The following is a 13,229-nucleotide window of genomic DNA, read 5'->3' as shown; positions in this document are numbered from 1 at the left end:
CGGCCAGCGCGCCTAGGTGCTTCGGCGTGAGACCCTCGTTCAACATCGCGGGCCCGTGCATCCCTGGGGAGCACTACATGCTGCCGCCGGAGCGCCGGCTCGGCCGCGTGCTGCGGCTGATCGAGCAGCGGAGGTTCTTCACGCTGCACGCCGGCCGGCAGACGGGCAAGACGACGTGCCTGATGTGGCTGGAGCGCCACCTCGGGGCCGCGGGAGAGCACCGCGCCCTGTGGATCGACCTGGAGACGGCGCGGGAGAAGCCGGAGGTGCCGCGCGCCATGACGGCCGTCCTGGCAAGCCTCGACCGCGCGCTCGCGGTCCGGCACCCGGGGCTCGCGCGGCCCGGGGCGGACGAGATCGAGGCGATGCTGCGGCTGCCCGACAGCGCGTTGCTCGTGTACCTGACGCGGCTGGCCGGGCTGGAGCCCCGGCCGCTGGTGGTCCTGTTCGACGAGGCCGACAGCCTGGTGGGCGAGGCGATGGTGTCGTTCCTGACCCAGCTCCGGCAGGGGTACATCGAGCGAAGCCAGGTGCCGTTCCCGGCGAGCGTGGCGCTGGTAGGACAGCGGCAGGTGCGCGACTACGCGATCGGCGCGGAGGACCCGACGGCCGTGTCGTGGCTCGGGACCACCTCGCCGTTCAACATCACCGCGGGCGCCATGACGCTGGGGCCGTTCACGGCGGCTGAGGTCGAGGAGCTGCTCGAGCAGCACACGGCGGCGACGGGGCAGCGGTTCGAGCCCGAGGCGGCGGCGCGCATCGCGGAGCTCGGGCAAGGGCACCCGTGGCTGACGAACGCGCTCGCGGACCAGATCGTGGGCTGGGACGTGGAGGATCGGAGCGTGCCGATCACCCTGGGCCACGTGGACGCGGCCAAGGAGACGCTCATCCTGGAGCGCCGCTCACATATCGACTCCCTGGTGGCGCGGCTGCGCGAGCCCCGGGTGCGGCGGATCCTCGAGCCCATGCTCAAGGGAGAGGTCCCTCAGGGGGATCTGCTGGACGACGATCTCGCCTATGTGCTCGGCCTCGGCCTCGTGCGGCTGCGCGGCGGTGCGGTGGAGATCGCCAATCCGATCTATCGAGAGGTGATTCCGCGGGCGCTCACATTCAGCCAGCAGGTGACCATCGCGAACCAGCCAGCGTGGTACGTCCGCAAGGACGGCTCGCTCGACATGGGCAAGCTGATGGCGGACTGGCAGGTGTTCTGGCGCAAGGACGGCTCTCTGGCCGTCGAGGGCTTCTCCTACCGGGAGGCCGGTCCGCACCTCCTGCTCATGGCGTTCCTGCAGCGGGTCATCAACGGCGGGGGGCGGATCGAGCGCGAGTACGGCCTCGGCCGCGGGGCGCTCGACCTCATGGTGTTCTGGAAGGGGGAGCGGCACGCGATCGAGCTCAAGATCCGGCGGGACACGGAGACCGAAGCCGAGGCGCTGGACCAGCTCGCGGGCTACCTCGACCGCGCGGGCCTCGGGGAGGGGTGGCTCGTGCTGTTCGACCTGCGCAAGGAGCTGACCTGGCAGGAGAAGCTCTTCGTGCGCGAGGTCGACCACGCGGGGAAGACGATCCGCGTCGTGGGGTGCTGAAGCGGACGCCCCCGTGCCTGCGCGGCGCCGCGCGATCCAGCCCGCGAATTGGCGAGAATTTGGTTGACCGAAACGGAAGGGTATCCGCAGGAGGGAGCGTGTGTTCCGCACGTATCCGGTCATTGCGACCCCCACCTGATTGCGGCAGAGCGGCGCGCGTGCGCCCCGTCTCGCTCCGGCCGACCCGCTGGGATACCCCACAATGCGACGATTACTCGAGCCTCGACGTGGTCCGCCGGTTTGAGCTCGAGGTCCGCGTCTGCCGCGCGCACACGGAGCCGTTCACGGTGGCGCCGCTCGGGGCGCGCATCGACGGCGACTATGCGGTGACGAGCGGCAGCGGCGGCCGGTACGTGGTCGATCTCGTCGACAGCAGCGCGCGGTTCGACACCTGCACCTGCCCGGACTTCCTCACGAATCAGCTCGGCACGTGCAAGCACCTCGAGGCGGTGCGCCGCGCGGTCGCGGAGCGCCCGTCGTGGCGACGCGCGCTCGCGCGGATCGACCTGCCGGCGCGGCCGACGATCTCGGTCGACGCGCAGGACGGGCTGCGGCTCGTCGGGGTCGGGGCGTGGCCCGGGGCGCTCCGCGCGGAGCGCGCGCGGCTCGTGCAGCCGGGCGGGCTGCTCAAGGCGCTCTCGGCGGGCACGACGGGCACGGCGGGCACGGAGGGAGCGCCGGCCCTCGCTGCCCGCGTCGTGCACGCGGCCGCGCCGGCGGCGGAGCGGCTCGCGGGGGCGGCGTGGCACACGCGCCGCCAGCGCCGCGTCGAGGCGCAGCCGGGCCGCGGCGCGCGCGGGGTGGAGGACCTCGGGCTGCCGCTCTTCCCGTACCAGCGGGAGGGCGTGCTCCACCTCTTCCGGAGCGGGCGGGCGCTGCTCGCCGACGACATGGGGCTCGGCAAGACCCTCCAGGCGATCGCGGCGTGCGAGCTGCTCCGCCGCCGCGGCGAGGCGCGGCGCGTCCTCGTCGTCACGGCGGCGTCGCTCAAGCACCAGTGGGCGCAGGAGATCGCGCGGTGGACGGGCGAGCGCGCGGCGGTGCTCGGCGGGTCGCCGCCGCAGCGCTCGGAGGCGCTCGCGCTCGGGGCCGCGTACACGGTGCTGAGCTACGAGCTCACGTGGCGCGACCTGTCGCGGCTGCAGGCGCTCGAGGCGGACGTGCTGGTGCTCGACGAGGCGCAGCGGGCGAAGAACTTCCGCACGAAGACGGCCGCGACCCTGCGCGCGCTGCCGTCGCGGTTCCTGTTCGTCCTCACGGGGACGCCCGTCGAGAACCGCCTCGACGATCTGTACGCGCTCCTCCAGCTCGTGGACCCGGCGCTGCTCGGGCCGCTCTGGCGGTTCAACGTCGAGTTCCACCGCCAGGACGAGCGGGGCAAGGTCGTGGGCTACAGGAACCTCGGGGCGCTGCGGGAGCGCATCCGGGGGGTGGTGCTCCGGCGCGAGCGCTCCGAGGTGCTGCGCGATCTGCCGCCGCTGCTCGAGCAGACGCGGTACACGCCGCTCAGCCGGGAGCAGCGGGAGCTCGACGCGGAGTACCGCGAGCAGGCGGCGCGGCTCTTGGCGACCGCGGAGCGCCGGGGGCTCACGAAGGAGGAGATGGACCGGCTCATGATGCTGCTCCTCAAGGCGCGGCAGGCGTGCAACGCGCTGGAGCTGTGTGATCCGAAGCGGGGGAGGAAGGCGTCGCCGAAGCTCGACGAGCTCGAGGCGCTCGTCGCGGAGATCGCGGCGCAGCCCAGCAGCAAGGTCCTCGTGTTCTCGGAGTGGGTCGGCATGCTGGAGCTCGCCGCGGAGCGGCTCGACCGGATCGGCGTCGGCCACCTCGTGCTGCACGGCGGCGTGCCCACCGAGCAGCGCCCGGCGCTCCTCTCGCGGTTCCGCGAGGACGAGGCCGCGCGGGTGCTGCTCAGCACGGACGCCGGCGGCGTGGGGCTCAACCTGCAGGCGGCGAGCTACGTGGTGCACCTCGACCTGCCGTGGAACCCGGCGCGGCTCGACCAGCGCACCGGGCGCGCGCACCGGCTGGGCCAGGCGCGCAGCGTGAGCGTGATCTACCTCTGCGCCGAGGCGGGCATCGAGCGGGGCATCGAGGGCGCGCTGGCCGGTAAGCGGGCGCTCCGGGCGGCGGCGCTCCGGGCCGACGCCGCGGTGGAAGATCTCTCGGCGCCGACTTTTTCGATGTTCCTGCGCGACATGCGCGAGGTCCTCGCGGAGGCGGGCGGGGGAGCGGCAGGGACAGGCGCGGCGATGGCGGGAGGGATGGCGGCAGACGCCGGCGCGGTGGTAGATGGAAACGCGGCAGGTGACGGGAGTGCAATCGTGGACGGAAGCGTGATGGTGGACGGGAGCACGACAGGAGAGGGGAGCGCCGCCGTGCGCGCGGAGGGCGGCGTCGCCAGGGCGCACGGCGCGCCGGCGCCGCTGCCCGGGTGGCTGGCGAGCGAGGCCGCTCCTGCGAACGACGCGGCGGTGGCCGCGGTCGTCCCCGCGAGCGACGCGGCCGCTCCTGCGAACGACGCGGCGGTGGAGGCCGCCGCTCCGGCGGCGCGGCTCGCCCGTGCGGCGGAGCCGGTCGCGCTCGATACGGGGGTGCGGGCGCGCCCGGCGGCGGAGGTCTCCCGGGCGAAGGCCGCGCAGCGGGCGGCGGAGGACCGGCTGCGGCTGGCGCGGGTGGTGCTGGACGCCGGGTTCGCCGCGGACGCGGCGCGTGCGGCCTACGAGGCGCTCGCCGAGGCGATCGCGGGCATGCTGGAGGGGCCGGCGCCCGAGTCGCACGCCGCCCTGGTCGCGGTGGTGTACCGCGACCTCGTGCCCGCCGGCGAACTGCCCGTCGAGGCCCACGCCGCGCTCGCGCGGCTGCACGACCTCGGCACCCTCGCGCGCGCGGGCGTGCGGCTCGACCCGGCGCTCGCCAGCATGGCCGTGGACGAGGCGACGACCTGGATCGGCCGGCTGGCCCCCTTGCACGCCCTCGATTAAGGCCGCGTCATGACGAAGCTCAGCATCGGTTCAAGCGAGGGGAGAGGCCTCGGCGTCTTCGCGCGCGCCCCCATCGCGCAGGGCGAGACGGTCGAGCGCACGCCGGTGATCGTGCTCCCGGACCCCCAGTGGGAGCTGCTCGAGAAGACGTCGCTCCACGAGTACTATTTCCTCTGGGGCGAGGACGCGGTCGCGATCGCGACCGGCTTCGGCATGTTGTACAACCACACGTCCGACCCGAACGCGCGACTCGTCAGGCACGTCGGGTCGAGGGAGCTGGAGGTCGTCGCCGTGCGCGACATCGCGCAAGGCGAGGAGGTCACCGTCCATTACGAGTCCGTCTGGTTCCCCCTGAAGTGACCACCTCTGCGGCGAGCGCGGGGCCTACCGAGGCATCTCGCCGGGCTCGTCGAGCCTGCACACCGCGGGGATCGGCCGGATGAACTCCTGCGCGACGCTGAACGTGTACGCGCCCTGGAAGGGGACGACCAGCACGTCGCCCTCCTCGATCGCCTCGGCATAACAGCGCAGCCCCCACACGTCCTCGCAGTCGCAGAGCGAGCCGCCGATGCGCACCGGGATCTCGCGATCCGCCGGGCGCGTGACGTTGACGACCGGGCAGTAGATCTGGAGGTACTTCTCCCAGCCGACCATGTTGATGCCGCCGTCGACGATCACCAAATCGTCGCGCTTCTTGTCCACGACGGTGAGCGCGATGTGCATGGCGTACGTCGAGACGATCCTGCCCGGCTCGGTGTAATAAACGCAGTCGACGATCGGCCTGAGGTGGTTGTCGATCGCGGCCCCGATCTCCCGCGCGTACTCGTCGATGGGAATCGAGCCCTTGATGTAATAAGGGTGGACGAACTCGGTGTCTTCGCCGAAGTGCGCGTCGGCCGCGCTGATCACCTGGCCGAGCGGGTGGTCCGTGGGGTAGTAGCCCTCCAGCCGGTGGGGCCGGTAGCCGCCGCCGACGTCGATGAACCGGAGGCGCGCGCGCTCCGCGGCGGTCAGATCGCGCGCGAGGCAGCGCCCCAGGTCCTCGATGATGAGCCGGTACGGGCTCGCGTCGCGGTTCCAGCTCAGGTGGAGCTGGACCCCCTGGAGGTCGACGAGCGGGTGTCGCTGCGCCTCCCGGACGCAGCGCGCGAGCTCGCCGAGCGGGATACCGAACTTGGACCAGGCGCCGTGGTGCGCGGTCGAGACGCGGACGCCGGCCCGGATCGGCCGGCCGAGCCGCGACGTCACCCGGCCGAGGCGCTCGAGCTCGCGGAAGCTGTCGAGGTGGACGATCGTCCGGTCCGCGTGGGCGACGGCGAGCTCCAGGTCCTCCTCGGTCTTGGCCGGACCGCTGAACAGGATCGAGCAGCCGTCGTGCTGGAGGGCCTGCCGGAGCTCGCGCCCGCTGGAGACGTCGAGCCCGTAGCCGGCGCGGACCGCGCCCTCCACGACATAGGGGTGGTGGTTCGATTTGACCGCGTAGAACGGCCGGTGCCCGCGCACGTGCGCGTCGAAGGCGCGCGAGAACGCGGCGAGCGCCTCGGCGAAGCCGCGGCCGTCGAACAGGTAGAGCGGAGTCCGGTGCTTCGCCGCCGCGTCGAGGATCGTGGCGCGCTTCTCGAGGATCTTCGCGGCGACGCTCGAGAGATCGCCGACAGGGTAGGTGTGGTCGTCGTCGAGCAGCTGCTCAACTCGGCGTCTCTTCGCGGCGAGGTCCTTGACGATCATCGGTGTAGTCGAAGTATTCAAGCAGCTTCCGGGCGGGCGCCAAGAGCTCGCCGCGCGGGCCGTAGAGCGGCAGGTTCGAGACGGCGCTGGCGAGGGTGGTCTCGGGCGGGCACGGCTGGCCGGGGCGGGCGTAGGAGAAGAGGGCGAGCTCGCGGTCGCCCGACAGCCGGCGGACATCCGGCCCGAGGTGGCGGACGCCGCGGTCGTCGAGCGCGTACAGGCCGGTCTCGAAGCCGCGGCGGACGACCGCCGCGCGGGCGTCGTCCGCCGGCGTGTGACCGTGGCCCGCCGGCGTGTGACCGTCGCCTGCCGTCCGTCCGCCGTCCGCCGGCGCGCTCACGACGTCGAGCGTCGCGCCGCGGTACGAGGCCTCCGGCAGCGGCGAGCGCGCGGGCCCCCGCGGCGGCGCGGGCGTGCGCTCGCCCAGGAAGGCCTCGAGGAACAGCGCGCCCGCGGGGACGCCGGACAGGAGCTCCGGCCGGGCGAGGAGCTGCGGCGTGGCCGCCGACATGCGCGGATTGCACTCGAGCAGGAGCACCCGGCCGCGGGTATCCACCATGAAATCGACGTTGGCGAAGCCGAAGAAGCGGCGCGCGTGGAGCAGATCGCCGAGCTTCAGGAAGATCGCGTCGAGCTGCCGCCGCAGCGCCTCCGGGAGATCCGGCGTCGGGATCCACTGGACGCCGGCGAAGACGTGGTGGTGGTCGTGCGCGCTGCCGGCGCTCTCGTTCGGGTAGTAACATTGCAGCCGCACGGTGGAGAGCGCCACGACCGCCGGGGTGACGAACACGGTGATCCCGTACGGGCTGCCGTCGACGAGCTCGCGCACGAGGTACCGGCTCCCTCGCGTCAGCGCGCCGCGGCGCGCGAGGGCGTCGAGGTCCTCGGGGCCGCGCACGAAGTAGGTTCCCTCGCCGCCCAGGGACGAGGGCTCCTGCACGACCGCCGGGCCTTCGACGGGCCAGCGCTCGGCGCTGCCGAACGTGACGGGGCCGCCCGCGGGCCGCGGGAGCCCGTGGCGCACGAGGAAGCGGTCGAACCAGAGCTTGTCCTCGAACCGCCGCTGGTGCGTGTACTCGGTGGCGATCAGGCGGACGCCGTGGCGCGTCGCCCATGCGCGTGTGCCGCGGGTGCAGGACGAGCTCAGGAAGAGCCCTGTCGTCCCGCTGCTCGCCATCACCTCGTGAATGTCCGAGTGCGTCAGGAGATCCTCGGTCGCGGGGTAGACGCCGAGATCGCTCCTGGAGAGGTGATAAGGCAGGACGCGCTCGTCCCCGAGGACCCGCCGGGCCCAAGCCTCCTCGGGGGTGTCGCGCGCGACGAGCGCGAGCAGCTCGACGCTGCGCACCCGCGGCAGGAAGAGGCCGTCGATGCCGCGCGGGAACATCGCGATGCGCAGCGGGGTGCCGCTCATGACCACCGCCACTGGGGGGTGTACACGTCGGTGGGGTGGGCCGGGCCGGATTGCGCGTAGAGCTCGATGCCTGTCGCGCCGATGTGCGCCACGCAATGGGCCATCACGTCGCGGTTCGCGTAGGCGTAAGTGCCGCCTTGGCGGCTGGACATGAGCCGGAGGACATCCTGCGGGCCGGGGTCGTCATGGTCGGCGCGGAGGCGGGCGATCGCCTGGATTGTGCGCGCGGTCCGGCGCTCGTAGGGGGCGCGCTCGCGGGCGCGCAGGGCCTCCTCGGTCGCGAGCAGGCTTTGGGGCCGCGAGACCGCGTTGGCCTGGAAGACGAGCGAGCCGGCCCGCGCGTGGAGCCGCCGGCGCAGCGAGCGCCGGCCGCCGAACTCGACGTTCTCCGCTGCGACGTCGCGCCCGGACGCGCGCGCCACGTTGATGGCGCAGCCGTCCACGAACGGCGACAGCGCGCGGGTGATCGCGCGGGTGTCCACGGCGCCGTCGAGCCGCCAGACGAGCCAGGAGGCGGCGCTGGTGAGCGCGCCCGCCGGCGTGTTCGCCCGCTGCACGTGCAGGGAGTCGACGGCGTGGACCTGCCGCGCGCTGAAGCCGAACGCGGGCCCCGGGATGAGGTAGGGGTAGAGGAACGCGAAGAGCGGCGCGGCGCCGGTGAGCGCGAACGAGGCGATCCGGGGTTTGTCGAAATAGCCGATCGTGTCCTCCTCGGTGTGCCAGAGGAGGACCGAGCCGTCCGTGCGCCGCAACATCCCTGTCTGACAGCCCGTGTTGTCGTCCTGCGCCCAGAGGGCGAGCTCATCGGCCGACACCGGCTGGCCATCGGCAACGAGGGGCTTTGCGCGCCGCTCGAGCCCGATCGCCTGGCCCCACGCGGCGAGGCACTCGAGGTACTCGAGGATGCCCGCCCGCACGGCCGCCGGCGTCGTTGCGCGCGCGGCGCGCCGCTCGAGGAACACGCGGCCGTCGCGGATGCTGCTGAGCTGCCGCTCCAGGGCGGCGGGGGCGACGCGGGCGATCCGCTGCTTGATCGCGGAGAGCGCGGGCTTCTTCAGGAGCGCGCCGAGGGCGCGGTGCGCCTCGACCATCGACGGCGCCTCGAGCGCGAGAACCTCGATGGGGCCGAGCCGGCGGCGCAACGCGAGGATCGGATCGGCGGCCTTCATGGGAGCGCGCGGCGCTGTACCACATCGACGTCGAGGCGGGCAGGGCGCGCGCCGTTCGAGGATTGGGACGATGGGCGGACGGGGAGGCCTCCAGCGGGGGCTTCGGGCCCCGGAGGGGCGTCCTGGAGTCGGCGCGGGACCTCCGAAGGTCAGGGTAGGACAAATGCCCCTGAGTGGTCCTTGGCACTGCGCGCGGGAACACCCGGCGTGCTTGACAAGGAGGCTTAACCGTCCGCTACGCTGCCTATCCACGATGAACCGGGGGGGAGATGGGCCTCGAGGGCCAGCGGCCTACATGAGGGAACCCGCCGCTGGGCCTTGCGCCGCAACGGATCGTGGCGTCTGGCATCGCCAGGGAGACGCGTCATGACGTCTGACGAGGAGAAGCGCCTTCTTGTATTGGCGGCCGTCGCCAAGCTCGGCGGCAGCGGGACGAAAAAGGATGTCCTTGATGCAATCGCCGAGGGTGACCTGATGCAGTTCTCGGAGCATGACTTGTTGAAGCGCACGTCGCGTGATGAGCTGACCTGGAGAAATTCGCTCGCCTACACCCGACTCGGTCTTGCTCGCGACGGCTACCTGACGTCCAGGTGGAACAACTGGGCCATCACCGAAGCCGGTCGCAGGCGTCTGTCCGAGCTGGCGTCTGCTGCGGCTGCTCAGCGAAGCTTTCAGCACATCAAGAGAGCGGCGCTGCCGCTTCTCGTCTCGATCGCCGAAGGCCAACTCACCTCAGACGAGGCGGCCTTAACTGGAGAGACAATCGGCTCTGAAGGAGCCGAAACGCAACGGTGGGGCACCTCATACGAGCGCGATAAGACGTTGCGGTCTGCCGCGATACGGATCCACGGGGCCAAATGCATGGCCTGTGGGTTCGATTTTGCTGCGCAGTATGGCGCGATCGGAAGCGGATTTATTGAGGTTCATCATACAAGGCCGGTGAGCGCGCTTGGTGGGTCGTCACGGGTCGATCCAGCGACCGATCTTGTCGTCCTTTGCTCGAACTGTCACAGCATTGTCCACCGGCGGAAAGGTGAACCGCTGTCGCTTCAAGACTTGCGTGAAACAATAAAAGCCAACCGCGATCTCTACCTTCGGCAGCGTGCGCGCGCCGATGCCCAACCCACGGCTGCTCCCGAAGGCCAGCTCCGCGGCGCCAGACGGCGCCCCTCCGTCGCCCGCGGGTGAGCGAACGTCCGGCGCGGTCGCAGAGCCTGCGCTCGCGTGCTCTTGGAGGAGTCATGCCGGTCACTTATCGTTGCACGAATTGCCGCTTCGAGGCCGACCTGGGGTGGTTCCATCACCATCGCTTTGACGACGGCTACTTTGCGACAAAGCTCCTCGTGTGCACACGATGCGGCACCAGCCATCAGGTCAGGATCGCTCTCCGCGCTTCGATAGGGGATCTGGCGAGGACCGGCCCGCGCTGCGACGTCTCGCTGGTCAACGTTGGCCAGCACCGAGCGCGGGTCCTCGCCGCCATTCGGGAGACTACCGGGGGCGGCCTGCACGACGCCATGCTGCGCGCAGCGCAAGTGCCCACGTCGCTGGTGGAGGACGTCGACCTCACCGAGGCAAACGAGATCCGGGCCAGGTTCGAGTCCGCCGGCGGTCAGGTCGACGTGCGCATGAGGCCTCCGGAGCCGGCTCCGCCGCCGATCCCGAAACAGAGAGACGAGCTCGGGGTCTGGGTGAGCCCGGAGGGCGGTGGAGAGCCGGCCTGGCAGGTCTGTCCGATCGAGGGCGAGCGGCGGGGGGAGTTCGGTGAGTTCGATCTCGAGGCTCAGTCCTGCTATCGGTGCGCGGCGCGGGGGACGCTCGTCAGCGAGATCCCCTCCGAGGTGAGCTGCTGCCCGCGCTGCGGAGAGGACGCTCTTCGTGCGCAAGGGGGGTGGATCACATGACGCTGGTCCCCAAGCGGCCCAGCCACGCAGCGGTCCTGACGGTCCGGGGTGCCGAGCGAGGCGAGGCTGCCCGGCCGCAGCACACCGCCAAGCCGCTGGGCGGATGCAGCGCGGGAACAGAAGCAGAACGGCTACTCCTTGCACTCGTTCGGCAGGCGGATTCTTTGACGGAGGCGATGTGACCGGCAGGGAGCGCGCGCGACTCTCCCTGGAAGGTCTGTCCGTGGGCGACACGTTCGGGGAGCAGTTCTTCGGCGAAGCCGAGGACGTGATGCCGCGGATCGTCGGCCGTGTGATGCCTCCCGCTCCCTGGCGGTACACGGACGACACCGAGATGGCGCTGTCGATCGTGGAACTCCTCGAAGAGCGCGGCGCGATCGATCAGGACGACCTCGCCATGCGCTTCGCCGAGCGGATGGACCCACGTCGAGGGTACGGGAAAGGCGCGTACGAGATCCTGAGCGGGATCCTGGAGGGCCGAAGCTGGAGGTCTGCTTCTCGCTCAGGCTTCCGCGGGATGGGCTCGTTCGGGAACGGGGCCGCGATGCGCGTCGCTCCCCTCGGGGCGTTCTTTGCCGAATCGTCCTTGCAGGAGGTGGCTGAGCAAGCCCGGCTCAGCGCCGAGGTGACCCATGCGCACCCCGAAGGCATCGCCGGTGCCATCGCGGTCGCGGTCGCGGCGGCTCTCGCCTGGCATCGACGCGCTGAACGCGGTCCGCTCGGCGCAGGCTGGATGGAAGAGATTCGAGATGCGGTGCCGTCCGGGTACACGCGGGACGCGATCGGCGAGGCGCTCGCGTTGCCGTCGGGCACCGCGACCATCGAAGCTGCAAAGACGCTCGGCAATGGCTCGGGTGTCACCGCGCCGGACACCGTGCCGTTCTGCCTGTGGATGGCAGCCTATTACTCGGACGTGTTCGAAGAGGCGCTTTGGCAGACGGTGAGGGCGCTCGGTGATCGTGACACCACTTGCGCCATCGTGGGAGGGATCTTGGCTCTGAAGGTGGGCATTGACGGAATCCCCCTCCGATGGCGCGAGGCGCGAGAGCCTATCCGATGAACCCTTGAGATTCGACTGATCGCGATGACGTTCTGCTGCGCCGCAGGCTTGCAGCTCTCGTGCGTGGCCGCGCCGACGCGCGGGGGCGTCCGCAGCAGCGTCGGCCACGTCCCCGCGTCCTCGCCGTCCGTAGTTGCTGGGGTTCGGCGTCGGGGTCGGCTCGCCGTCGCGCCCGTCCTCCGCGCCGCCGGGCAATCCGTCACCGCCCGTGGGGCAAGCGCCGATCCATTTACATGGCCGCCGTTCAATGGTAATCTCCCCGGCGCCATGACGAGACCGTCCGTACCGATTCATCCGATGTTTTGTGCACTGGCGCTCCTTGCGTGCGCCGAGCCCCAGCGCTCGCCGCAGGCGTTCAACGGCCCTCCGGTCCGCACGTATCCGCTGGTGGGCGGAAGCGCGACCAATGATCGTCCGGCTGTGGCGCTCTATCGTCGTATCGACGGAACGGACAGATGGTCCTGTACAGCAACGCTCATCGGACGGCGTATCGCCATAACCGCGGCGCACTGCCTTGGGCCCGGGACAGCGACGCTCACGTTTCAGTCGAACACAGGCGCTTTTATTGCTAACAGAACGGTGATCGCGACTCGAAGCATGCGAGACGATGGCGAAACCGGTGACACCGACCTCGCCCTGCTGGTTCTCGAGGCAACTGCTTGCAATGACACGATCGTGCCGGAGACGCTCGCCAGCGTCTACCCTTCCGCGGAAGCACCGATTGACGTCTTCGGTTTCGGTTGCACATCCAGGGCGGCCACCTGCCCCGGCGGTGTCGGTACGGGCGGCGGGTTCAAGATGGTGGTAAATGGGAATCTCGGGAAGACCGATATCCTGTGCCCAGGTGACAGTGGGGGTCCTGTCTTCAGCAATGGGGAGATTGTCGCTGTAAACTCTGGCTACTCTTGCATCACGGGCGATGACATCTTCGCGCGCGCAACTGTATCCGCTGACCCTCGCGACTGGATGTCTACTCAAATACGCGCACTGGCGCAGACGTACGGCTGCGGGGCTAGGCCATGCGCTGACGGAGAGGTGTACTGTTCATGCACTCAAACCTGCACAACGAACACCGCGTGGTGCTCGAAACAGAAAGACCTCGGCAATTGCGCGTCACCGCCGCCGCCGCCACCACCACCGCCGCCGCCACCACCACCACCACCGCCGCCGCCACCACCACCGCCGCCGCCGCCGCCGCCGCCAAGATGTCCCAACGCCGCAACCCCGTGGTGTGAGTGCACGCAGAGTTGCCTGAGGTCGGCGCTCTGTCGAAGGGCGGAGGATGAGGATCGTTGCCAATAGCCCAAAAGTTCGGCCCTGGAGCACCAATCCTGTTGAAAATCATCTAATTTCGATGGTTTACGCGGCCTCCTGCATCAGCCGC

At 70.8% G+C, this 13,229-nt stretch carries 10 protein-coding genes and 1 pseudogene; 8 read left to right on the top strand and 3 right to left on the bottom strand.

The features are described from left to right. Window positions 1–26: 26 nt before the first annotated feature. From WMF43_RS42150 to WMF43_RS42140, 3 genes are all read left to right on the top strand, one after another. Complete coding sequence (locus WMF43_RS42150; protein ID WP_437673620.1) at window positions 27–1,586, top strand: ATP-binding protein; 1,560 nt, start codon at window positions 27–29, stop codon at window positions 1,584–1,586. A 158-nt stretch (window positions 1,587–1,744) separates the two neighbouring features. Then, on the top strand, window positions 1,745–4,570 hold the full coding sequence (locus tag WMF43_RS42145) for a DEAD/DEAH box helicase (RefSeq protein ID WP_437673618.1): 2,826 nt from the start codon (window positions 1,745–1,747) through the stop codon (window positions 4,568–4,570). Window positions 4,571–4,579: 9 nt separating this feature from the next. Next, a complete protein-coding gene (locus tag WMF43_RS42140; RefSeq protein ID WP_437673616.1) occupies window positions 4,580–4,930 on the top strand; it encodes an SET domain-containing protein in 351 nt (116 codons plus the stop codon). 24 nt (window positions 4,931–4,954) lie between these two features. Here the strand turns inward: WMF43_RS42140 and WMF43_RS42135 are convergent, their stop codons facing one another. The 3 genes from WMF43_RS42135 to WMF43_RS42125 are packed head-to-tail and all read right to left on the bottom strand — an operon-like array spanning window position 4,955 to window position 8,881. Beyond that, entirely contained in the window at window positions 4,955–6,298 is a 1,344-nt protein-coding gene (locus WMF43_RS42135; RefSeq protein ID WP_437673614.1) for a diaminopimelate decarboxylase family protein, read from the bottom strand. Beyond that, entirely contained in the window at window positions 6,258–7,712 is a 1,455-nt protein-coding gene (locus tag WMF43_RS42130; protein ID WP_437673612.1) for a hypothetical protein, read from the bottom strand. Before WMF43_RS42130 ends, WMF43_RS42135 begins: the two co-directional genes overlap by 41 nt. Continuing rightward, window positions 7,709–8,881, bottom strand: coding sequence for a hypothetical protein (locus WMF43_RS42125; protein ID WP_437673610.1), 1,173 nt, complete (start codon window positions 8,879–8,881; stop codon window positions 7,709–7,711). The genes WMF43_RS42130 and WMF43_RS42125 overlap by 4 nt, the downstream gene beginning before the upstream one ends. Window positions 8,882–9,247: 366 nt before the next feature. Here WMF43_RS42125 and WMF43_RS42120 point away from each other — a divergent pair, with 366 nt between their 5' ends. The 5 genes and pseudogenes from WMF43_RS42120 to WMF43_RS42100 all read left to right on the top strand — a co-directional run bounded on the left by WMF43_RS42120 (window position 9,248) and on the right by WMF43_RS42100 (window position 13,080). Continuing rightward, the gene (locus WMF43_RS42120; protein ID WP_437673608.1) at window positions 9,248–10,069 is read left to right on the top strand and encodes an HNH endonuclease; all 822 of its coding nucleotides are present in this window, start codon (window positions 9,248–9,250) and stop codon (window positions 10,067–10,069) included. A 53-nt stretch (window positions 10,070–10,122) separates the two neighbouring features. Continuing rightward, a complete protein-coding gene (locus WMF43_RS42115; protein ID WP_437673606.1) occupies window positions 10,123–10,785 on the top strand; it encodes a ribosomal protein L7/L12 in 663 nt (220 codons plus the stop codon). Window positions 10,786–10,963: 178 nt separating this feature from the next. Continuing rightward, window positions 10,964–11,845, top strand: a complete 882-nt coding sequence (locus WMF43_RS42110; protein WP_437673604.1) for an ADP-ribosylglycohydrolase family protein — start codon at window positions 10,964–10,966, stop codon at window positions 11,843–11,845. A 24-nt stretch (window positions 11,846–11,869) separates the two neighbouring features. After that, window positions 11,870–12,772: pseudogene (locus WMF43_RS42105) on the top strand (trypsin-like serine protease); the annotation flags it as partial. Window positions 12,773–12,891: 119 nt separating this feature from the next. Then, window positions 12,892–13,080, top strand: coding sequence for a hypothetical protein (locus WMF43_RS42100; RefSeq protein WP_437684274.1), 189 nt, complete (start codon window positions 12,892–12,894; stop codon window positions 13,078–13,080). Window positions 13,081–13,229: the final 149 nt, after the last annotated feature.

This window comes from Sorangium sp. So ce131 (assembly GCF_051519095.1).
Taxonomy (GTDB): Bacteria; Myxococcota_A; Polyangia; order Polyangiales; family Polyangiaceae; genus Sorangium.
This window is presented reverse-complemented; position numbering and strand designations above follow the sequence as displayed.